Source organism: Bradyrhizobium ontarionense, from assembly GCF_021088345.1.
GTDB classification, from domain to species: Bacteria; Pseudomonadota; Alphaproteobacteria; order Rhizobiales; family Xanthobacteraceae; genus Bradyrhizobium; species Bradyrhizobium ontarionense.
Genome location: NZ_CP088156.1, coordinates 13,218 through 36,432, shown reverse-complemented (window position 1 = coordinate 36,432; position 23,215 = coordinate 13,218). Strand labels below are relative to the sequence as shown.

Here is a 23,215-nt window from a genome sequence, read left to right as displayed (position 1 = left end):
ACATCCGAGGCTGTATCGTCTTGGCCCATGGTCACTTTAAATATATTAAATCACGGAACGATTATATAACTGCTTTAATTTTGGCGATAGACAATTGAGACGAACACATCTCGTTTTCTTTCGCCCGTCAGATCTCTCGATTACCGCTTGCCGACAAGTTCCTGGATAATCGTACCAGCGACCCTGAGCGGCTCCCAGCGCCGGAACAGGCCCACGACGACGGCGAGGTAGATGCAGGCGCAGAAGCACCCCGACAGGATCATGCGGGGCAGACCGGAGTGGCCGGCGAGAAGCGTGGCCTGCAGCCACCAGCCGGCCGCCGCGGTCACGACGGCACCGATCGTCTGCGGTCCCACGGCGCGGATCACGAGCTCAGTGCCGATGCCGATCGGACGCCCCGCATAGATGACCGACGGCAAGGCAATCAGCGAGCATCCGATCACCACGCCCCAGGCAACGCCCACCGGTCCAAACGGCAGGCCGGCGAAGACCGCCGCTCCCTGCACGACGAGCGAAACAATGCCCCATGTCTGCCAGCGGTCCGCTCTCCCGAGCGACAAATGCAGCCAGCCCTGGGAGCCTTCGACGACATGGGAAATACCGCGCAAGGCGATGATGCTCAGCAGCGCACCTGCGGCCTGCCATTTCTGCCCGAGCAGGATGACGGTCAGATCCTCGGCCGTCACCGACAGGATCGCCGCGACCGGCATGACGAAGAAAGCCAGCAGCGACAGCGCGGCTTCGTATTTCTGCCGCAGGGCATCCGGGTTGGACTGCAGCTTGCTGAGCGCGGCACTGCCGACGGCGTGCATCTGATTGAGCGCCGAATAGATCGAGTTCTCATACAGATTCATCGCGTTCTGGTAGAAGCCGACCTGGTCCGGCCGATAGAACAAGCCCAGCGCGATCCGGTCCACCGCCCTCGACAGCGTATACGCAACCGTGAAGCCGACCACGTGGAGCCCGAACCGGACCATCGATCTCACCTCGTCGTCGAAGACCGGCGCACCGGGCCGCCAACGGCAGGCCGACCACGCGGCAGCGACGATGCAGAACGAGCTCACGATGGGGCGAAGGACCAGCGCCCAATAGCCGTATCCGGCGATCGCGGCGGCGATGGCAACGACAGTTCCGGCGAGTGTGCCGAACAGCTGAATCTGTCCGATGCGGCCGAACTGCATCGTGCGCCGTAACAGCGCCATATGCTGATTTGTCAGCCCCGACAGCACGAAAGTGACCGCGACGCAGAGCGCGATGGGCTGCAGCCGGGGCTCGTCGTAGGCCCACGCAATCAGCGGGCTGCAGGCGGCAACGATGACCGCGACCACGACTCCAATGCCGGTGCTGACCCAGAAAAGACCGCTGACCTGGGCCGGCGTGATCCTGCTTCTCTGCGCGGTCGCGTCGAGCAGGCCGAAGTCGATCAGCAAAGGTGCGAAGCTGGTCAGAACCGTGATGATGGCAACGAGCCCGAAATCCTCAGGCGCAAGCAGCCGCGCCAGCACGATGGCAGCGGCGATCTGGAGCACGGCATTGCCGTACTGAATGATGATGGAGACGATGCCGCCGCGCAGCGCGCGACGCCCGAGATCCTTCGATTCCTTATGGTCTTCGAAATAGGCTGCGACGGCTTCCGACATGTCCGGTCAATGGCCTCCAAATATCAAGGCCGGCCTTCGGAGAACATGTCGCGATCCGGTCAAGTCCGTCAGTGGCATGAAACATCCAGCTGTAAAAATGGAGCCATCGCGAAAATCGGCGCCGCAAGCGCTTGCGGCGCAACAGCAGACCGATGACTTTACTTTATGGCGACGACAAGGATTAAATTGTTCGACGCCACATTATTCACGAGCCAATTAAATCGAACTCCGCCGGGGACGACATCGGTGAATGGCCCGACGCCGTCTCGGCGAGCGTCTTGAGACGCTGTTTCCGTGCGGCGAGGCCCGGCAACGGCTGCAGACCTGCGGCGTCGAGGATCGCCTCCCACCGATACGCCCAGTCATGCCGCATCAAGGCTTGCGCGACCCCGGTTCGCCGTATCCGGTCCTGACGTTCTGGCTCACGGTCGAGCTCCCTGATCGCCCGGTCGATCTCACCGGAATCCGGCGGCACCTGGATGACGGCGTCCGGCCAATCGAACAGCTTGGGAAAGACCTCGTTGTTGGGGCGCTCGCCGAGCATGATGGCACCCGACGCAGCGCCTTCGAAATAGCGATAGCCAAACTCGACCTGATGTCCCGTCTCTTCGGGACTGTCGAACTTCCCGGAATTGACCAGAAAGTATCTACTCCGCTTGGCGAGGTTCGCGATCTGCGCCCGGTGCTCCCGGGAGTCGATCGCCTGACTTCCGCTGATCGTGTCATGGACGTAGAAAAGGCCGCTGTCCCGGGCCATGGAGAGAAGCTTCTGGTGCGTCAGCTTGGGCCGGCGTCCCATGCTGTAGACGTCGATGGCCCGCTCCGGCGGATCGGGATAGGGACAGAACAACGTCGCATCCACGCCCGGCGCGAGATACCTGCAGCGCGGACCGATGACGTCGCTCAGCGGCTTCACGGTTTGACTGTGGTACTGCATCACGACGTCGAACTTGGCCAGAATGGGCAGGAAGTGACGATGCTTGTGGATGTCCCTGGCCCAGAGCTCGTCCAGCAGGCACACCGACGTCTTGCAGACGTCTCTCAGGTTGCTGACCGCATTGAACATGATCAGATCCTGCGGAAAGCCGCAGATCGTGAACAGGAGATCGTAAGGCCCCTTGGCCTGCGGTTTCGGGATGCCTGGGTTCAGCGCCAGCGGCGCGTGATAGCCGAGGCGGGTAGCGACGCTCGCCCGCCGGCTGGCTGGATCGACCGTGGGCGCCAGCAGCTCGGCGGAATCGATCTCGCAGATGATATCTTCGAACTCGTAATGCGGGCAGCGGTTGAGAGCCCTGCCGAAGATATTCCTGAGCGAGAACACCAGCACGCGGGGTTTAACCGGGGGGCTGATCATCGATACCTCCCTCATCCTTGCTCCACGTCTGGCAGCGCGGTCCAGGAACTGAGCTCGAACGGCGGCATTTCAGCGCATGGTCCAACGACGGGACGAACGAGCTCTGCGTCCAAGGCCAGCCGTGCGGCGGCCTCGAGCCGCGCGAACGGCACATTGGCGCGGATCGCCATGTCGAGAAGGCTGTGCCGGCCATCGGCGAGATTGAGAAGCCACAGGAGGTCCATCTGGGTGGCGCCGCCGGCTTCGCGCTGCCCCGCAATCGCCCGGTAGAGCCCGCGCCGGCCGAGCTGCGGTTCGCCGCGCCCGTCGACGCGGCGATAGGTGCGGTTGCCATCGAGAAGATCGAGCAGCGTCTCCAGAACCGCGTATGAGCCGTCGAGCGCCGCGGGCCTTACAAAATCGAGGTTGTCCGCCGAGGTGTGATATTCGGGAAACGTGCCGTGAACGCCGCGCATGAAACAGCCGACCGGAAGGTCGAAGCCGGGCGAGCAGAACTGACGCTCATCATAACCGTAAGGGTTGAACGGCATGATCTCATGCGGCACGCCCGCCTGCGCGAGGACATGCGCGACAGCGCGATCAATGACCGCCCCCTCCCGGCGGCTCTGCTTGTAATGGAACGGACCATCGTCTCCGAGGCAGGTCAGAACAAGCCCATGCACCACGCGGTCGAGCATCGCCTCGTTGCGCGCGAGCCACGTGATGGCGCCGATCGTGGCCGGCAGGAACAGGAAGCGATACCCAAGCCGCCCTCTTCGCTTCGCCCGCCGCATGGCCAGCGCCGTCGCGACCGCAATTCCCGACAGATTGTCGTCGGCAAGGCTGGGATGGCAGACGTGGCAGGTGATCAGAACCTCGTCCTGCGTCTCGCCCGGAATGAAGAATTCACCATAGGTCATCGCGCCGGGCGAGAGATCGCTGTCGATATCGACCTGATAGGACTCGTCCATCATCGTCTGCCAGAGCCGGTCCGGCAGGCAGAAGCCCCAATCGTCGGCATAGTAGCCGGTCCGGTATGGTATGAGGTCAGGTTGGTCGGGCAACGTGTGGACGTGCCGGGCCAGTTCGGCACGACTGAGCACCCCGTGGACCGGCTTGCTGTATCCCATCACATGCAGATTGTGCTCGGCGAAATCAACGAGGCATTGTCCGTCGAGCGTCCTGATCGTGCCACCGCGGATGTTCCATTCCATCGGCACATGCCAGTCCAGCACCGGAGTTCCCGTCGCGACCTCATGGACGGCGAGATCGAGATGGCGGGCGACGATCGCGAGCGTCTGGCGAACGCCGGTCCCGGTGAGGCTCCGGTTGATCGGATACATCTCCGCGACCATCGCATGAAGGTCGATGCCGGGCCTGCGATCCGAGGCAGGACGATCTGACGTCAGGGACATCTGCACGCGCGGGCTCACCACGGCTGTCGTTCTGCAAGCAACGGCCAGGCAGCATCCTTCGCCGACAACACCGTCACGGGGTCGGGCCAGGTGATGCCGATCATCGGATCGTCGTGCCGGAAACCGTCCGACAGGTCCTCGACATAGTCGATGCCCATCAAATACTCGACCGTCACGTCATCTGTCAGTGTCTGGAAGCCGTGGGCGAATCCTGCGGGAATGTAGAGCATCCTTGCAGTCGACGGCCCCAGCTCGCAGGCGTGGACCTCACCCCGCGTCGGAGAATGCGGCCTGATGTCGACGATGACGTCATGGATCAGCCCGGCCGTGCAGCGGACGACCTTGGCGTCGGCCTTGGGCGCGCGCTGAAAATGCATGCCCCGCACGCTGCCGCGGATACGCGTCACCGAACTGTTGCCCTGAACCGGCTGGAAATCGAGTCCCTCATTCGCAAAGGTTCTTGCGCACCAGGTCCGCGTGAAGCTGCCGCGATCATCGGAGCGAACGTTGAGCTCGATCAGCCGCGCATCCGATCGTCCCAGTTGCACAAACCTCATGGTGAAAACTCTTTCGCACAATATGCCGGCAAAGCCGCTGAACTGACCATCGCCGCCTCTGCGATGTGGCCCTGTACACCCCCAGGGCCACGCGCCGACGAGGACCGACGTCGCCTACTCCTCGATGGTCGCCTTGGGCACTGGCACGATGAAGCGACCGCCCCAGTTGCGGATATCGGCCATCTGCGCCTTGATCTCGTTCTTGATGTTCCACGGCAGGATCAGGACATAGTCCGGCCTGGCCTCGAAGATCGCCTCAGGCGGCAGGATCGGAATACGGACGCCAGGCATGTAGCGTCCCTGCTTGGACGGCGCGCGATCGACGGTGAAATCGAGAAAATCAGTTCTCACTCCGCAATAATTGAGCAGCGTCACGCCCTTGGCCGGAGCGCCGTAGCCGACGATCTTCTTGCCGGCGCGCTTGAGCGCCGTCAGGAGTTCGAGCAGCGCCCGCTTGGTCTCTTTGACCTGCTCGTTCCAGGCGATGTAGATCGCGTCGTCATGCAGGCCGTAGGCCCGCTCCCGCGCCAGAACGTCGGCCACGTTCGGGCTCTCCGGATGCGAGGCCTGCTGATGGCAGACGAAGAACCGGATCGAACCACCGTGGGTCTCGGGAAGCTCGACGTCGAACACGCGCAGGCCGGCCCTGGCGAAGATGCGCAACCCCGCGATCAGCGACAGGTAGGAAAAATGCTCATGATAGATGGTATCGAACTGATGCCGCTGCATCAGGGTCAGAAGATGCTGCACCTCGAAGGTCGCGACCCCCTCGGGGTTCAGCAGGATTTTCACTCCGCCGACGAAGTCGTTGATATCAGGAACATGAGCGAGCACGTTGTTCGCGGTGACGAGATCAGCCGACCAGCCTTCTTCGCGAAGGATGGTCGCATAGGCGCGGCCGAAGAACTCGACGCGGGTGTCGATGCCCTTGGCGCGCGCCGCCAGGGCGACGCTCTCACAAGGCTCGACGCCCAGGCAGCTGATCCCCTTCGCGATCGAATATTGCAGCAGATATCCGTCATTCGAGGCAATTTCGACGTGACGCGAGGCCGGGCCGAGCTTGAAGCGATCGGCCATGGTTTGGACATACGTCCGCGCGTGGTCGAGCCATGACGTCGAGTGCGAGGAGAAATAGGCATAGTCGGCGCGAAAGATGTCGGACGCGGCCAGGAGGTCGCGGGTCTGCGCCAGACGGCAGCCACGGCAGACGAAGGTCTCCAGCGGATAGAACGGCTCCGCCTTCGTGTAGTTGGCGGGATCGACATAGTCGTTGGCGACCGGCGAGGCGCCGAGATCGATCAGCTTGAGCGTCAGATCATCGCCGCAATGCCGGCACTTGGGCGCGGTGTCTACGGCCGCGGGGAGGCTCAGTTCCATGGTTTCTCCGTCACTGTACGGTCTGGCGAAGTAAAGTCCTGCTCTGGGCGCCGGACGCCATCAGGTCCATTCGAGCCTGTCGTTGATCCTGCCTGCTTCCATGTGGTCCTGCAGGACCTTGAGGCGGATCAGATCGGATGAACGAAATTCGGCATCCTTGAAGTTCATCCGCTTCAGGCCGTCGACCAGGTTCTGGATCGACTGCTCCAGCGTCACCTTCGGCTGGTGGCCGGGCGCCAGCGCCCGGTACAGGCCGAAATCGACCTTGTAGGACCGGCTGTCGACCGGCGCGGACGTGTTGATGGACACACCGGTCCCCGGCACTCTCGCGGCCACCGCATTGGCCAGGTCCCTGACTTGGTAGTTGCGGTCGTCGGAGCCTGCGTTGATGGTCAGAAAGCGGCCTCCCGTATCGGCCGGCCGGTCGATGGCCCAGTCGATCGCCCGCGCCATGTCGGCAACGTCGATCAGGGGCCGCCAGGGCGTGCCGTCGGAGAGCACGCTGATCTGCCGTCGGCTGAGCGCGCAGGCCACAAAGTCATTGAGGACCAGGTCGAGCCTCAACCGATCCGACATGCCACAGGCGGTCGCAAAGCGCAGACAGGTGATGGTCATGTCCGTGCCGACAGCGGCGAGCTCCTGCTCCGACCCGATCTTCGACTTTGCATAGGCGGTGATGGGATTGAGGGCGTCGCCTTCCTTGCGCGGCGGCCCGTCGGCGATCCCATAGACGCTGCAGCTCGACGCGAAGACGAAGTTCTTCACGCCCGCGGCAGCAGCCGCCCTGCCGAGGGCCACGGTCGTATTCTGGTTGATGTCCAGCGTCACATCCTGGAAGCGGTTGCCCATCGGATCGTTCGAGATCGCCGCCAGCTGGACAACGGCATCATAGCCGCGCAGGTCCAGCGACATGTCGCGGACGTCGCCATAGAACTGCGCGTCGAGCGATCGTTCGGGAAGAACCGGGGCGCCGGTCAGACAATGTGCAAAATAGGCATTGTCGAAGCCGTGCAAAGTGGCATCGGGCCGGCACGCACGCAGATGTTTCGCGACCTCCGGGCCGACATAGCCCATGTTCCCGGTGATGAGTATCTTCAAAATGGCCACCCTCTATACCGTCAACCAAAAACGGAATTAAATCTGATCTGGCCGATTATATTTTATTATTCATGCCGTCGTCCAGTGAATCCGTGCGACCGGCCCCCGTTCGCGCGCTGCAGAGGCACGCGACGCGCCGTCAAAGCAGGGTAATCCACGACAGCGGCCTGATCCTCGTACCGCCATGGATACCGCGCGTGCGGGGCGGCCCGCCGGTAGCGATTATATTCCGCAAATTAAATGATCCGCCACGAATTAGCCTCACCGGAACCGCAAATCTCGTCAGCTTTAAATTGGACTTCGCAGATTTTGGAGCGCTCCGCTTTACGGGACGCGGCTCCGTCGTGACGAACGATTGGTTCAGGAATTGAGAGACAGAGCATGACACTATCTGCCGGCGACTGGGTTGAAGTACGCAGCAAGGAAGACATTCTGGCGACGCTCGATGCGAATGGCCGCCTCGAGGGCTTGCCGTTCATGCCGCAGATGTTCAAATGGTGCGGCCAGCGCTTCCAGATTTACAAGCGCGCGCACAAGACCTGCGATACGGTGACCGGATACAACACCGGCGAGTGGCTCGGACGCCGGCTCCCGAACGCGGTCCATCTCGACCTGCGCTGTGACGGCGAGGCCTATGGAGGCTGTCAGGCGGCCTGCCTGATCTTCTGGAAGGAGGCCTGGCTGTCGCCGGTCGATCCGGCCCAATCGGCGTCGGTCGACCACGACCGCGCTCGTCAGGGCTCCCACGGATGCTCCGCGCGCGCCGTGTGGGATGCGACCAAGTCGCCGGATCAGGTGCCCGGAAAGGGCATCCGATACGCCTGCCAGGCGACCGAGCTGCCGAGCTATACCCAGCCGCTCAAATGGTGGGACGCGCGGCAATACGCCGAAGACATCACGTCCGGCAATATTTCCCCGGGCAGGATGTTGAAGAGCTTTCTCTACTTCGCGTATGTGGGCACCACGATGGCGCGACGCCCCCGGCTCGGGCGGCCAGCCCGCTGGATCTACGACCGCGTCCAGTCGCTTTGGGGCGGCATTCCGTTTCCAAGGCGACGGGGAGACCTCGCGACCGACAAGGACGCGCCGATCGCTCACCTCGGGCTGCAGCCGGGTGACATGGTTCGGGTACGCCCGCACAAGGACATCCTCGCGACCATCGACAAGCAGACCAACAATCGCGGCATGGGCTTCGACGCCGAGATGGTGCCCTACTGCGGCAAGGTGTTCCGGGTCCGAACCCGGGTCGAAAAGTTCATCGACGAGCGAACGGGCTACATCAGGCGGATGAAGACGCCCGCGGTCATTCTCGACGGCGTCTACTGCCAGTCGCGTTACAGCGAAAACCGATTGTTCTGCCCGCGAGGCATCTTTGCCTGGTGGCGCGAAGTTTGGCTGGAGAAGGTGCCGGCCACCGCGACCGGGCGTCCGCCGGCGGACGAAACCGTCGACCTGCCGAGGAGGGCGGCGGGTTGACGCCGCGCGGGACATTTGCCTGATAGTGGCGCGAAGCTTCGGAGCTTCGCGCACGGAGCGGGGCCACGAGAACCTCGCGAACGAATTCAACGTGGGCGCCTCCGCCCATCGTTTGGCGGCGCCGGAGGCGGTGACCACATCCACCGTCGATGACGACGGGCGGCGCGAGACGCAGCGGCCCGCACCTTCAAACCGCCGCCTTCAAAAACGACAAATCACCCCAGTGAGAGCTTGCGCGCGACGAAAGCCTCGGCGTAGCGCTCGGCGGCGCGGCTCTCCATCCCGCGCAGTCGTGCCAGACCCATGAACGTCTCGGGGTCGAACCACTGCTTGGAGCGCTGGCTGCCGAAATGCGACATCAGCAGCGCGACCTTGCGCTTCATGACGAATTCGGAAACGGGCATGTAAAAATTGGGCCGCCCGAGGTCGCCGTCCCATTTCGGAATCTCATATTCCAGAATGAGATGATCCCGGAACGTATTCCACACGAGCCGATTGACCTGGCGGTGATCCTGGTGCGCATCGTCACGTCGATGGGTGAGGATGACGTCGGGATTGATCCTGCCCTTCAGCGCCTCGAACCAGGCCTTGATCTCCTCGCCCTGCTCCGGGAAGAAGCCGTCACGAAAGGTCTTGATCTCGATCGTACGACCTGCCGCTTCTGCCAGAAAGTCATCCGCGGACGCTCGCGCTTCGATGCCGCGCCCATCGTTGCCGCTGAGCACGCACCAATGAACGTCGAGGCGAACGCCCTGGTCGAGCCAGGTGAGAAGCGTGCCCCCTGCCCCGATCTCGATGTCGTCCGAGTGCGCACCGAGGCACAACACGGATAACCGCTCTCCGCGGCCCGCGAGCTGCAGGGCTCTCATCCGTTCACCACCGCCGGGACGTTCGTCCCGAGATGCCAGGGCGTATCACCCCGCTCGATCATCTCCTCCAGCACCTGGCGGTCCCTGATCGTATCCATGGCCCGCCAGAACCCTTCATAGCGGTAGGCCATCAGATCCCCACGATCGATGAGCCGCTTGAAAGGTTGCACGACGAGTTCGTCCCCTTCCTCGATGTAGTCGAATATCTCTTTTCGGAAGATGAAATACCCGCCATTGATCCAGATATCGGAATCGTTGCTCGCCGCCATGCGGCCGACCTTGCCGTCGGCATCGAACTCGGCCAGATGGAAACTGATCGGCGGATGGATCGCGATGAAGCAGCCGATCTTGCCGCTTCGCTTGAAGCGGTCGATCATGTCCGGCAGCGGCGCGTCGGTCAGGCCGTCGCTGTAATTGGCGAGGAAGATCTCTTCGTCCTGGACCAGGTGACGAACCGCCCGCAGGCGCTGACCGATGTTGCGCCAGATGCCGGTATCGACCAGGGAAACCCGCCAATCCGCCGGACGTTCGCCGAGCAATTCGATCTTCTTGCCGAACTGCGAGATCGTGCAGTCGGTCGTCGTCGCCTGATTGTAGTTCAGGAAGTAGTCCTTCACGACATTGGCCTTGTACCCGAGGCAAAGGACGAAATCGCGGTGGCCGTACTGGCTGTAATACTGCATGACGTGCCACAAGATCGGTTGATGCCCGATCGGGATCATCGGCTTGGGAATGCTCTCGGAATACTCCCTTATCCGGGTGCCAAGTCCCCCACAGAACAGTACAACCTTCATGGCGCGACGTCCTTCAGATTCATAATCTCGGAAATGGCTGCATTAATTTATTAAGCCAGCGGCATTTATTTTTAAATGATCTTTTCAAGGAGTCGAGGGCAAAATATTCGATTAATAGACATCAATCAGCCGCATGGCTGGTGTGACGCGTGCCGGATCAGGAATTCCTGCCGGAGATTCTCGTCCGCGCTGGCTCGCCGAGTAACGCAGTCTGCCCATTCTCGGCTGAAATCGAGCTACACGGCACGAATATCACCGGGCTCCGGGGCCCTCGCGGGGAGGTCGCAAAGCCTCCATGGTATATAACTACTCCATGGCGCACACTTATTTTTTAATTGTTTAATTTAAATGTTTGATTATAGATTAAATGGCAGAGCCGCTGTCTTTAACCGAGTTTTGAACAAGCCATATCCCATGCATTACGTGGAGCAGCCCGAGACTCTCGATCGGACCGGCATTCCGGCTGCCGTTATGGCAGAAGGGCGCAAATGGCCGGTCCATTATTCCGCGGTCGAACCGTTCGCCATCGCGGCCGACATTGCCACGATCACCGCGACCAGCGTCGCGTCCGGCCTGCTCTATCATTTGCAGGATCCAAGCGCGAACGACATCAGCAAATCGCTTGGGCTGGCCATTCTCGTCTCGGCATTGTTCGTCTCGCTGATGAAGATCCGCGGCATGTATCGGCCGGCCGAACTCCTGATCCTGTCACGCCAGATACGCGCAACGTGCCTGACGTGGGTCACCGCCTTCCTCGTCCTTGCCGGCGCAATATTTGCGCTGAAGATCGGTAGCGAGATATCGCGCGGCACCAGCGTCGTCTTTGCGATGCTCGGCCTGACGGCGCTGATCGTCCATCGCCGGATCGCCGAATATCTGCTGGCGAAAGGCCTTGCGGAGAAGCGGTTTTCCGGTCGAACCATCGTCCTGATCACCGACGATTCGAGCAAGGACAATGCCGGTCTGACGCAGGTGCTCACGGCGACCGGCTTTCGCGTCAAGCGCCATTTCCTGCTGCCCGAGCCTGGTTCGGACCCGGATCAGAGGCAGCGCATCGTCGCAAGCGTGATCGATTATGTTCGCGGCTCCGATGTCGAGGAGATCGTGGTCGGCGCCGCTCCCCACCCATGGTCCGATCTACGCGCGCTCGGTGCGGAGTTGAGAGTTCTGCCGTTTCCCGTCAGCTTCGTTCCGATTGGAGCGGCTTCGGAGATATTCAAGCGTCCGCACCGCGAGCTCGGCAATGTGCTTTGCGTCGAGCTGCAGCGCGGGCTGCTGAGCCCGCTCGAACATGTCGCGAAACGGCTGATGGATCTGGTGTTGGCCGGACTGGCACTGACCGCGCTGCTGCCGCTGCTCGTCATCGTCGCCGTCGCTATCAAGCTGGACTCTCCCGGGCCTGTCCTCTTCCGACAACAGCGCTGCGGCTTCAACGGCAGATCCTTCCAGATCTACAAGTTCCGCACGATGTCGGTGCTCGAGGACGGCCCTTCGATCATCCAGGCGCAACTTGGCGACAGACGGTTCACGCGCCTGGGCGCATTGCTGCGCCGGACAAGCATCGATGAGCTTCCGCAACTGCTCAACGTGCTGAACGGCACCATGTCCCTGGTGGGACCCCGCCCCCACGCGGTGGCCCACGACAATGAATTCGACAAGGTCGTACGCAACTATGCGTTCCGTCGCCGCGTCAAGCCTGGGTTGACGGGATGGGCGCAGGTGCACGGTTGCAGAGGGCCAACGCCGACGCGCGCGTCCATCGAAGAACGGGTCGAGCACGACCTTTGGTACATCGACAATTGGAGCCTGTCGCTCGACATTGCGATCCTGGTCAGGACGCCGATCGAGCTGATCCGCGGCGACAACGCGTATTAGCATGCATCGTGGCGGACAACCGGCAGGGCTGCTCTCTCGACATCACGAGGCGCCGCCCCCTACGGGCCGGGCGCACTTTGCCCGAAGTCGAAAGCCGGGCTCGGAGTCTTGGTGGATCCTGAGAGAACAAGTCAGACACAAACCGCGCTAGACTTTTCGCTGGGCGCGCCGGGCGCCTGCGAAGATATGCACGGCATCATGCTCTGTGACGACGACCTCGCGAGGCGCCGGTCCCGTTGATCGCGAACTCCTCGATCCGATGCCCGGTCTTGATCGCAGCGACCAGCCAGCGCGGTTGCTTGCCGCGGCCGGACCAGGTTTCGGATGTCTGCGGGTTGCGATATTTCGGCAGGACCCTTGGATAGGCCCGCCGCGCCTTGCCGTTCGCCTTATAGGACGGCGCGTTATCGCTATCGGCCCCTTCGATCGCGCCCCGGCTCCGGTTGAGAACTGCCAGGCGCCGTTCGAGCTCGCGCTTCTCAGACGTGATCCTCACAGCCAAGATCTGGCTGATCTGCTCATGGAGCGACCAGAGGTCATCGAAAGACATCGCCTCGAAATCAATCTTCTTGGTAGACATACAGCGACCTTTATCTGTGATCTCTATCCTGCCGAATTAATGTCATATAATTCGGTATTTCGTTCCGCAAGAGGCTCGCCGTCGGAAAAACGGAATATTTGAGTTATACCCGAGTCACGCCTCTGGAATGGTTGTAGCGCATTAAAACAGCAACCCGCAACGTTATTTCCGGCTCGCTCGCGCTCGGCCTCCGATCCATATCGGCGCCCCACTCCACCCACAAAAAGAGCCCCAGAGCGACATCCTCTGCAACCTTTTCCCGCATTAAACGGCAGCATCGCGTCAAAATGGCGTGATTTCAATGCCGAGCGGAGACGACGGGGAATGCGGAGCGTTTGCAAAGCGGGCTCACGGCACAACCTATTCGCGCGCCAATGGCGATAACCCGGATCGGGATATTTTCGCTGTCGCACAAAATCGCAACAACGCGTTTAATACGCACGACAGCGGGAATATGCCACAATCTCGCGCGGCTGTACTATTCACCTGCCGCAATCACAGGAGTTGCTCGGGACGGAAGTGCATCGGAGAATCTGCCACAGGCTGCGCCGGCGATCATCGCAGCCCGCGCGCAACGTCCGGTGGGTGCGTCAAGAACGCAATCTCAGGGGGTGGTAGCGACACCCGGCCGCGGGGCATCGTAATGCGTTTCGTTGCGGCCGAAGGCCGTCGGGGCTCGCTTGGTCGGCGCCGACGACGATAGCAACGGGTTCTGCGCCCGTCTGCCCTGGTCGGCCTTGACGGGAAGGCCGTCGCTCCAGCTGCCCGAGGTGGAGGGGCGTCTATTTCCGTTGCTTCGTGCGGCCCGGTACGTCGCGGCACGGCGCGATCCGGTGGGACGCGCCCCGCTGGCGTCGCGTTGCCATCGGGCGCCGACTGACCACACTGCGATTCTCGACGCGCTTTTCCAGGCTGCTGCTGATCAATCGAATTTCGTCCAGGAGAGCGTCACAGAGTTCGATCTGCGACATCAGGGCGGCCTGGGTCGGGTTGCCGGACGTCAGCCGGTTGAAGCGCGATTTAGCAGCGCGGATCTTGTCCAATGATTTTAGAACAGCATGATTGAATAGGCCGCTCCGAACATCCGTCATGTTACCTTCACTCAACGCTACAACAGATTCGTCACACAAGGACGGACCCCACTCGTTGGCGAGATTTGAGGGATTTTCTCTCAAGGGCCGGCGAATTGCTTTCGCAACGCCCCTTGGTTCTGATGATCAGGATTAAATTAACCACTCGCGACAAGTTAATTTACCATCTGGGAGACAAGATAATTAAATACTTCCGGCGTCTGTCGCGGCTTGCAGTAAATTGTTACCGCGCTCCCCGAAAGGACTTATTAACTACCTTTGGTCGGCGACAATTGAAGCTTTAGTTTGTTCAGCGCAGCTTTTTTATGACAGGCAAGGCCGGGTCGAGCGGCCTGAAATTATTTAATTTTAGATTGCATAAAACCGGGACCGCAACCCGCCATTAAATACACCGCGGCCGGCACTGCCGCCGGGCGGATGCACGGCCACCGAGGCCGAACGGACGAGGAGGTCGAACGGAATTGGCCGGCGCGATCACCAGACCATCGGCCGGTCCGGCGCGCCGCACACCACGGCGTGGCGATACCGCACGCCCCGGGGCGTCTCGACGGCGACACGCCGAATGCATCCCGGATGGATCGCAAGATTGTAGTGAAACGGATTGGCTTCGAACGCCCCGTGCAGACGGCAAAGCCGGCTGAGATCAGGGCCGCATTCCGTGAGCGGATACAGGCCCCGCGCCCAGACCTGGCTCGATGCACCGGCCAGAGCGGCAACGAGCGCGGCGGCGGCGATCCTGGTGACCTTCGACAACGGAATGCTCCCTCGCTCAGCGCCGCAACGGGCGATGCAGGCACCATAGACGTGAACGGCAGCCTTCGACAACTGATGCGCGGCGTGTCGGTCCCACGCGCGCCCGATGGATAGACCCTCCGGGAATGCGCGGGCAGAGCCATCTGGACCGACCGGGCCGGTCCGCGATCCGGCGTGCGCAGGGATGCTGCCATCCCGGTCACTGGCCGGGCTGTCGGAATTCCCCTTATCGTGCCGCGCAGTGCCAGCCGCTTGGATTAGCGGTCCGTCGCGACTCGGACCCGACTCGAATAACCGATACTCAACGGGTTTCTGTTTCCAATAGTCTCTGATGGTCTGTTGGACGGTGCCCCGTTGCGGATGTCGCCGATATCGATGGGTCATCCTGGATGGACGGTACTTTGGTGAGGGCGGACTGTGACCTAATTGGCACGGTGGGCAAAAGCCCGTCTTGCCGGACAGTCGTGCGCTTTCACCTGGGATAGCCGCCAGATAGGTTAGAAACAGAGTGGGATGCGTCCTTCCTCCGTTCGTGAGGGGGCGACGTGGGGAAACTTTTTTGTTGTATCCGAGGATGCGTTTGAACGGCTTCATCAATCCGCCTGCGTCGGACGGATCGACCAGCGGTGCCGGGTCGCGCATCCGCAGCAGCGCGTCGAGCCGAAGCTGGTTTCATCCGCTTCGCCGGGGCGTGCGCACCCTCGTGGCCTCGGCGCTCCTGATCGCTCTGCCGGCCTGTTCGTGGCTTCCCGGGACTGGTCCCACCAGCGACGCGGTGAGTGACAACGCCACGGCCAGCGTCAGGTCGAATACCGCCCTGCCTTATGCGCTGGTGGACATCAGTCCCGAGACCATCGGTTTCCTGTCGCAGCCGAACCTGATCACGTTTCAGGGCGTGTTTCCGGACAAGCGGCCCAAGCCGGTCCAGGTCGCGGGCATTGGCGACGTCCTGAACGTCTCGATTTTCGAGGCCGCCGCTGGCGGCCTGTTCACGCCCCCAACGGCCGCCGGAGCTCGTCCCGGCAACTTCGTCGATCTGCCCGCGCAGGCGGTCGACCAGAAGGGCAACATCCGCGTGCCCTACGCAGGCGAGGTCAGCGCTGCGGGACGGACTCTCCCCGAGATCGAACAGGAGATCGTGTTCCGACTGCAGAAGCGCGCGCTGGAGCCGCAGGTCGTGGTGAGCCTGAACCAGCAGCATTCGAGCGTGGTCAGCGTTCTCGGCGACGTCAACACGCCGGGCGTCCTGCCCCTCAACAGCGTGGGCGAGCGCCTGCTGGCCTTGATCGCGCGCGCCGGCGGCCCGAAACACGAAGCCATCGAAAGCTACGTGACGCTGCAGCGGGACGGCAAGCGGGTGCGCGTCTTGTTGAGCCGCGTCGTGCAGGATCCGCGCGAGAACATCTTCATCCGCCCGAACGACGTCATCTACATCACGCGCGAATCGCCGACCTTCACGGCGCTCGGCGCGCTCAACCAGAACGTCTTCGGCTTCAACTCCGAGATCTCGTTCGATACCGAGACGCTGACGCTCGCGCAGTCCATCGGCAAGGCTGGCGGCCTGAACGACCAGCAGTCGGATCCGGCCGAGGTCTTCCTGTATCGCTACGAGGAGCGGCCGCTGCTGCAGAAGCTGGGGGTCGATACAACCCGTTTCGTCTACGACCGCATCCCGACGATCTATCACCTCAACCTGCGCGATCCCTCCGGCATGTTGCTGGCCTCGGGCTTTCAGATGCGCAGCAAGGACGTGATGTACGTCGCCAACGCCAAGGTCGTCGACTACTACAAGCTGCTGACCCTGATCAACAACACGGCGGCCGCCACGTCGAGCACGGCCAATGCCGTCACCAACGTCAACACCGCAGTCAAGACCAAATGGTGAATCCGACCGGGCCGACGGGCATGTGCCTGATCCGCCCGGCAATCATCGATAGCATCCGCCAGACGGATGCAAACCGCGGCTGACGGCCGCTGCTGCGCTCCAGCAAGTTCGACCTCCAAAGCGCGGAGGTGGTCCCGGACGCGTTCGATCTCGACCGGCCGCTTTAGCCTGGTTGCGGTCCGCGGTCTCATGGCGCCCGCGCTGCGGCTTCCCCTCGTGTCAGGCTGCGGGCGCTGGCTGCCTGCCGGCCATGACCGGACTGGCCAGCGACCGCGCCCTGCTCACCCGGTCCATCACCATGTAGATCACCGGCGTCGTGAACAGGGTGAAGACCTGCGCCACGATCAATCCACCGACGATTGCGATCCCGAGCGGCTGCCGCAGCTCGTGGCCCGGCCCGGTGCCGAACGCGATCGGCAGCGCGCTGAAGATCCCGGTCAGCGTCGTCATCACGATCGGACGCAGCCGCTGCGCGGCCGCGCTGCTGATCGCGTCCCGCGCCGCGTATCCCTCGTGGCGCTGCAGCTCGATCGCGAAATCCACCATCATGATCGCGTTCTTCATCACGAGACCGACGACAAGAATGCAGGCGATGGTGGTGATCAACGAGAACGGCAGTCCGACGATCTTGAGCGCCAGAAGCGCGCCGAACGCAGTCGACGGCAGGGTCGAGAGGATCGTCAGCGGGTGGACGTAGCTCTCGTAGAGCATGCCGAGCACGAGATAGATCGTGATGATGGCGGCCACGAACAGGAAGATCTGCCGCTGCGGCGACTTCTCCACCTCCCGCGCCTCGCCGCGAAATTCGGCGCTGACTCCGTCGGGCAGCCGCACGGCGGCCTCCTCGCCACGGATGGCGTCCAGCACCTGCTTCGGCGCCGCGCCGGGCTTGACGTCGAACGAGATCGTGCGGGCGGGAAATTGCGAACTATGATGTTCCCACATCGCACTATGCGCCCGCTTGGGGGTGGTCAACGCCGCCATCGGAACGGCAGCTCCCGTGGCGCTCGGAACGTAGAGGCGTGTGAAGATCGAGGGATCCGTGGCGGTCGACGGATCGATCTCGTAGATGACGCGCGCGAAATTTGTCGGGAAATAAAGCAGATTGACCTGGCGCTGGCCGAAGGCGTCGTTGAGCGTGTTGTCGATCCCGAACGGCGTGACGCCGAGCGAGGCCGCCCGGGCGCGGCTGATGGTGAGGCCGGCCTGCAGGCCGCCCGTCTCCCAGTCCGGAACGACATCGATCACGCCAGGCAGCGTGCGGAAGCGCCGCACCATGGCTTCTCCGGCGCGGTGCACCTCGGTCTCGTCCGTTCCCCACAGGCTGTACTGGTAGCGTGCGGAGCCACCCTGCGCGCCGACATTGAGGTCCTGCAGCGGAATGAAGAACACCCGCACGCCGTCGATACGGGCCGTGCGCTCGCGCAGCCGCTGGATCACCTGCTGGATCGGCGGCCGGCCGGATTCGAGCGACTTCAGCGCCACCACCAGGAAGCCGATGCTGCGCGGCGCATCGCTGATATAGGAGGTCAGGCCGGACACCGCAGGATCGCTCAGCAGCAGCTCGCCGACGGTGCGCTGGCGATCCTCCATCGCCGGGAACGAGATGTTGGATTGCGCGACGGTCCGCACCAGCATGACGCCGGTGTCCTGGGTCGGCATGAACGATTTCGGCAGCCCCAGATACAGCCAGACCGAGGCGCCGGTCAGCGTCAGCGTCGCCAGCAGCGACAGCACGCGATGATGCAGGGCCCAGTCGAGGCTGCGCGCATAGGCGCGCATCGGCCACGACGGATTCCGCTGCGATGACGGCGCGCCCTGCTCATCACGGACCAGCCAACGGCTGCACAACATCGGCGTCAAGGTCAGCGACACCAGCGCCGAGCCGATGATGGCGATCACGAGCGTCGCGCCGAATTCGAGGAAATAGCGGCCGACGATGTCGGGCATGAACAGCACCGGAATCAGGGCCGCCACCAGCGCGGCCGTCACCGAGATCACCGTGAAGCCCATCTGCCGCGATCCTGCGATCGCCGCCTGCAGCGCCGTCTCGCCCTGCTCCATCCGCCGGATCACGTTCTCGATCACGATCACGGCGTCGTCGACGACGAACCCGGCAGCAATCGTCAGCGCCATCAGCGACAGGTTATCGAGGCTGAAATCGCACAGATACATCGCCGCCAGCGTGGCCGCGAGCGACACCGGGATGGTGACGCTGGGAATCATCGTCGCCGCAAGCCGCTTCAGAAACACCGCGATGATCACGATCACCAGCACGACGGCGATCAGCAGGGTCTGCTCGACATCGCGCACCGACGCCCGGATCAGCGTGGTGCGGTCATAGACCGTGTGCAGCTTGATGGCCGGCGGCAGCCAGTGCTCGAATTGCGGGATCAGAGCTTTGACGGCGTCGACCGTCTCCACGACGTTGGCGTCGGGCTGCTTGTAGACATAGAGGATCACCGCGCGGCTCGTGCCGAACCAGCCGGCGACGCGGCCGTTGATCACGCCGTCGGTGATCAAAGCGATATCGGCGAGCCGGACCGGCGCGCCATTGCGCCATGCGACGACGAGATCGCGGTAATCGTCGGCCCACAGCAGCTGGTCGTCGGCCTCGATCGTGTAGCGCTGCGCATCGACCGCGAGCGCGCCCTTGGGCCGGTTCTGCGACGCCGCGACGATCGCGAGGCGAACGCGCTCGAGCGACAAATTCATGCTGGCGAGGAGATCCGGCCGCACCTGGATGCGCACGGCGTGGCGCTCGGCGCCGTAGATATAGACCCGCGCCACGCCGGGCAGCTCCGACAGCTTGGGCGACACCACGCTGTCGGCGAGGTTGTAGACCTCGCTCATCGGCACCACGTCCGAGGTCATGGCAAGCAGGATCGGCGCGAAGCCGTTGGGATTGGCCTTGAAGGCGTAAGGCGGCCATGGCCCCTTCGGCAGGTCCGGCGCGGCGTTCTTCATCGCCGCCTGCACCGCGCCATAGGCGGCATCGACGCTCTTCTGCAGCTCGAACTGGACCACGATGGTGGCGCTGCCGAGCTCGCTCGTCGCATACATCTCGGTAATGCCGGGGATCAGCCCGATGCTGCGCCCGAGCGGCTGCGTCAGCGCTGTGGCCACGGTCGTCGGGCTCGCGCCCGGGAACGGTGCATTGATGACGATGGTCGGGCGCTCGACCGACGGCAGCGAGGCGATCGGCAGCCGAAAGAACGCGACGAGACCGAGCAGCATTACGCCGATCATGATCAGCGATGTCGCGACAGGCCGCGCGATGAAGGGCTGCGAGATGTTCATGGCCCCGCCTCGGACTCGGTGGCGGCGCGCATTGCAGGCGCAGGCCTTGCCGTCACGGCGCCCGTCAGCGAAGCGAAGGCGAGATAGATCACCGGCGTCGTATACAGCGTGATGATCTGCGACAGGATCAACCCGCCCACGATCGAAATCCCGAGCGGCTGGCGCAGCTCCGCGCCGGTCCCGGTGCCGAGCGCGAGCGGCAGCGCACCGAACAGCGCCGCCATGGTCGTCATCATGATCGGCCGGTAGCGCAGCAGGCAGGCCTTGCGGATCGCCGCGAACGACGACAGCCCCTCTTCGCGCTCGGCCGAGAGCGCGAAGTCGACCATCATGATCGCATTCTTCTTGACGATGCCGATCAAGAGCACGATCCCGATCAGCGCGATCAGATCGAGATCGCGGCCGAACAGCATCAGGGCCAGGATCGCGCCGATTCCGGCCGACGGCAGCGTCGACAGGATCGTGATCGGGTGGATGTAGCTCTCGTAGAGAATGCCGAGCACGATGTAGACGGTGACGATGGCCGCGAGCAGCAGCCACGGCTCGCTTTGCAGCGAGGTCGCGAATTCCGCCGCCGAGCCTGCGAGGCTGGTCGTGACCGAGGACGGCATGCCGATGTCACGTTCGGTCCGGTGCAGCGCCTCGACCGCGGTGCCGAGCGCGACCCCGGGAGCAACGTTGAAGGAGATGGTGGTGGCCGGGAACAGGCCCTGATGGGCGCTGAGCAGCGGCGCGGAACGCCGCTCGACGCGCGCCACGGCCGACAGCGGAATCTGGGCGGCGGCCCCGGTGAAACTGGCGCCGATGCCGCTCGCCTGCTGATCGAGGCTCGCCGATTGCGCGCTGGCCGGACTGATATAGATCTTGCTGAGGATGTCGTCATCACGCCGGAACGCAGGGTCGACCTCCAGGATGACGCGGTACTGCGTCAGCGGGCCATAGACGGTCGTGATCTGGCGCTGGCCGAACGCATCGTACAGCGTCTGGTCGATACTGTTCATGGTGACGCCGTAACGTGCGGCCGCCTTGCGGTCGATCGCGACCGATAGCTGCAGCCCCTCGTCCTGCCGGTCGCTGGCGACGTCGGACAGTTCGCCGCGCTCGTGCAGTGCCGCCAGCAGCCGCTCGCTCCACACCCTGAGCTCAGCCCCATCGAGATCCTGCAGCACATATTGATATTGCGTGCGTGTCGCCCGGGTCTCGATCTGCAGGTCCTGCGCAGCCTGCAGATGCACCGTCACGTCACGCAGGCCGGCCGTCGCCGCGTGGAGGCGGTCCATCACCGCGCGGATGCCGTCCTTGCGGCCTTCCGGCGCGCCGATGTCGATGTAGATCCGGCCGCTGTTCAGGGTCGCGTTGACCGAACCCGCCCCGACGAAGCTGTCGACCGCGACCACGGCTGGATCGCGCTGGATGAGATCGGCGACCTCGCGCTGGCGCGCCGCCATCGCGGCAAAGGAAATGTCCTGCGGGGCATCGGTGGTGGCCACGATCAGCCCGGTGTCCTGCAGCGGCAGGAAGCCCTTGTTGACCGTCCAGAACAGCAGCCCGGTCACGAGCATGGTCAGGATCGTGAACAGCAACGTCACGCTGCGATAACGCAGCACGACATCGAGCGTCCGCTCATAGAGCCTGGCCGAAACGTCGAACGCGGCCTCGCTCCAGCGCAGCAGCCCGCCTTTCGGCGCATCATCGGCGCGCAGCAGTTTCGCGCACATCATCGGCGTAAGGGTCAGCGACACTACGGCCGAGACCAGAATCGCAATCGACAGCGTGATCGCGAACTCCCGGAACAGCCGTCCGACCACGCCGCCCATCAGCAATAGCGGAATGAATACCGCGATCAGCGACACCGTCAGCGACACGATGGTGAAGCCGATCTGGCGTGCGCCCTTCAGCGCCGCCGCCAACGGCTCTTCGCCCTCCTCGACATGGCGCGCGATGTTCTCGATCATGACGATGGCGTCGTCCACGACGAAGCCGGAGGCGATCGTCAGCGCCATCAGCGACAGGTTGTCGAGGCTGAAGCCGCACAGCGCCATCGCACCGAAGGTCGCGATCAGCGACACCGGCAACGCGATGCCTGGAATGACCGTCGCCCATAGCTTGCGCAGGAACAGGAAGATCACCAGCACGACCAGGATCACGGTCAGCACCAGGGTGAACTGCACGTCCCAGATCGCGGCTCGGATCGTCGCCGTGCGGTCGGTGACGACGGCGACCTTGATCTGGGCCGGGAGCGATGCCTGCAGGCGCGGCAGCGCGGCGCGGATCGCATCGACCAGCTGCAGCGTGTTGGCGCCCGGCTGGCGCTGGATGTCGAGCAGGACGGCTTGCCGGCCCATGTACCAGGCCGCCTGCTCGGCATCCTCGACACTGTCGACGGCGCGGCCGACGTCCTTCAAGAAAACCGGAGCGCCATTGCGATAGGCGATGACCGCATCCTGATAGGTGTCGGCGCTGAACAGCTGGTCGTTGGCATCGACCAGGAACGACTGGCGCGGACCGTCGAGCGATCCTTTCGGGTTCGACACCGTCGTCGCGGAGATCCCACTCCGCACGTCCTCCAGAGACATGCCAAGACCCGCGATGCGGGTCGGATTGATCTGCAGCCGCACCGCGCGGGTCTGGCCGCCCTCGATCGTTACCTCGCCGACGCCGGACACCTGTGACAGTTTCGGCACCAGGATCGTCAGCGCATAATCATTGACCTCGTGCAGCGGCATCGAGTCCGAGGTCAGCGCCAGGATCAAGACCGGCGTATCGGCCGGATTGACCTGATGATAGACTGGCGGGCTCGGCAGCATGCTCATCGGCAGCCAGCCGGCGGCGGCATTGATGGCCGCCTGCACGTCCTGCGCCGCACTGTCGATGTTGCGGTTGAGGTTGAACTGCAGCGTGATCTGGCTGACGCCGAAGGAGCTCGTCGAGCTCATCAGCTCGAGCCCCGAGATCACGCCGAAATAATGCTCCAGCGGGGTCGTGACCGAGGTCTCGACCACCTGCGCCGACGCGCCCGGATAGGACGTCACCACCTGGATGGTCGGATAATCCACGCTCGGCAGCGGCGCCACCGGCAGCAGGCGATAGCCGAGCGCGCCGAGCAGCACGAGGCCGATGATGAACAGGGTCGTCGCGACCGGCCGCAGGATGAAGGGCGTGGAGATCACGG

Annotated in this window: 16 protein-coding genes; 3 read left to right on the top strand and 13 right to left on the bottom strand. The window is 63.2% G+C overall.

The window, feature by feature from the left end; genetic code table 11:
- Positions 1-140: 140 nt before the first annotated feature.
- The 6 genes from LQG66_RS00140 to LQG66_RS00115 form a co-directional block, all read right to left on the bottom strand.
- On the bottom strand, positions 141-1,640 hold the full coding sequence (locus LQG66_RS00140; RefSeq protein ID WP_231322047.1) for a lipopolysaccharide biosynthesis protein: 1,500 nt from the start codon (positions 1,638-1,640) through the stop codon (positions 141-143).
- A gap of 205 nt (positions 1,641-1,845) precedes the next feature.
- A complete protein-coding gene (locus LQG66_RS00135) occupies positions 1,846-2,994 on the bottom strand; it encodes a glycosyltransferase (RefSeq protein WP_231322044.1) in 1,149 nt (382 codons plus the stop codon).
- Between the two features lie 11 nt (positions 2,995-3,005).
- The gene (locus tag LQG66_RS00130) at positions 3,006-4,388 is read right to left on the bottom strand and encodes a DUF4910 domain-containing protein (RefSeq protein WP_231322042.1); all 1,383 of its coding nucleotides are present in this window, start codon (positions 4,386-4,388) and stop codon (positions 3,006-3,008) included.
- Positions 4,389-4,402: 14 nt separating this feature from the next.
- Complete coding sequence (locus LQG66_RS00125; protein ID WP_231322040.1) at positions 4,403-4,945, bottom strand: dTDP-4-dehydrorhamnose 3,5-epimerase family protein; 543 nt, start codon at positions 4,943-4,945, stop codon at positions 4,403-4,405.
- A 114-nt stretch (positions 4,946-5,059) separates the two neighbouring features.
- Positions 5,060-6,322 carry a class I SAM-dependent methyltransferase gene (locus LQG66_RS00120; RefSeq protein ID WP_231322038.1) on the bottom strand — a complete coding sequence of 421 codons (1,263 nt, stop codon included), beginning with the start codon at positions 6,320-6,322 and terminating at the stop codon, positions 5,060-5,062.
- A 60-nt stretch (positions 6,323-6,382) separates the two neighbouring features.
- Complete coding sequence (locus tag LQG66_RS00115) at positions 6,383-7,420, bottom strand: NAD-dependent epimerase/dehydratase family protein (RefSeq protein ID WP_231322036.1); 1,038 nt, start codon at positions 7,418-7,420, stop codon at positions 6,383-6,385.
- Between the two features lie 381 nt (positions 7,421-7,801).
- Between LQG66_RS00115 and LQG66_RS00110 the strand changes: the two genes are divergently transcribed.
- Positions 7,802-8,896 (top strand): hypothetical protein, encoded by a 1,095-nt coding sequence (locus tag LQG66_RS00110; RefSeq protein WP_231322034.1) that lies wholly within the window; start codon positions 7,802-7,804, stop codon positions 8,894-8,896.
- Between the two features lie 215 nt (positions 8,897-9,111).
- Here LQG66_RS00110 and LQG66_RS00105 read toward each other — a convergent pair whose 3' ends face one another.
- Both LQG66_RS00105 and LQG66_RS00100 read right to left on the bottom strand, forming a co-directional pair.
- Positions 9,112-9,765 carry a PIG-L deacetylase family protein gene (locus tag LQG66_RS00105; RefSeq protein ID WP_231322030.1) on the bottom strand — a complete coding sequence of 218 codons (654 nt, stop codon included), beginning with the start codon at positions 9,763-9,765 and terminating at the stop codon, positions 9,112-9,114.
- Positions 9,762-10,559 (bottom strand): glucose-1-phosphate cytidylyltransferase, encoded by a 798-nt coding sequence (locus LQG66_RS00100; RefSeq protein WP_231322028.1) that lies wholly within the window; start codon positions 10,557-10,559, stop codon positions 9,762-9,764. The genes LQG66_RS00105 and LQG66_RS00100 overlap by 4 nt, the downstream gene beginning before the upstream one ends.
- Positions 10,560-10,973: 414 nt before the next feature.
- On the opposite strand from LQG66_RS00100, the gene LQG66_RS00095 reads away from it, so the two are divergent.
- Complete coding sequence (locus tag LQG66_RS00095; RefSeq protein WP_231322025.1) at positions 10,974-12,434, top strand: undecaprenyl-phosphate glucose phosphotransferase; 1,461 nt, start codon at positions 10,974-10,976, stop codon at positions 12,432-12,434.
- A gap of 196 nt (positions 12,435-12,630) precedes the next feature.
- On the opposite strand, the gene LQG66_RS00090 is transcribed toward LQG66_RS00095, so the two are convergent.
- From LQG66_RS00090 to LQG66_RS00080, 3 genes are all read right to left on the bottom strand, one after another.
- Complete coding sequence (locus tag LQG66_RS00090; RefSeq protein ID WP_231322022.1) at positions 12,631-13,014, bottom strand: H-NS histone family protein; 384 nt, start codon at positions 13,012-13,014, stop codon at positions 12,631-12,633.
- 782 nt (positions 13,015-13,796) lie between these two features.
- Positions 13,797-14,105, bottom strand: a complete 309-nt coding sequence (locus LQG66_RS00085; RefSeq protein WP_231322019.1) for a hypothetical protein — start codon at positions 14,103-14,105, stop codon at positions 13,797-13,799.
- Between the two features lie 474 nt (positions 14,106-14,579).
- Entirely contained in the window at positions 14,580-14,858 is a 279-nt protein-coding gene (locus LQG66_RS00080; RefSeq protein WP_425601273.1) for a hypothetical protein, read from the bottom strand.
- A 580-nt stretch (positions 14,859-15,438) separates the two neighbouring features.
- Between LQG66_RS00080 and LQG66_RS00075 the strand changes: the two genes are divergently transcribed.
- The gene (locus LQG66_RS00075; RefSeq protein ID WP_231322017.1) at positions 15,439-16,743 is read left to right on the top strand and encodes a polysaccharide biosynthesis/export family protein; all 1,305 of its coding nucleotides are present in this window, start codon (positions 15,439-15,441) and stop codon (positions 16,741-16,743) included.
- A 219-nt stretch (positions 16,744-16,962) separates the two neighbouring features.
- On the opposite strand, the gene LQG66_RS00070 is transcribed toward LQG66_RS00075, so the two are convergent.
- Positions 16,963-20,043 carry an efflux RND transporter permease subunit gene (locus tag LQG66_RS00070; RefSeq protein WP_231322015.1) on the bottom strand — a complete coding sequence of 1,027 codons (3,081 nt, stop codon included), beginning with the start codon at positions 20,041-20,043 and terminating at the stop codon, positions 16,963-16,965.
- A complete protein-coding gene (locus tag LQG66_RS00065; protein ID WP_231322012.1) occupies positions 20,040-23,213 on the bottom strand; it encodes an efflux RND transporter permease subunit in 3,174 nt (1,057 codons plus the stop codon). Before LQG66_RS00065 ends, LQG66_RS00070 begins: the two co-directional genes overlap by 4 nt.
- Positions 23,214-23,215: the final 2 nt, after the last annotated feature.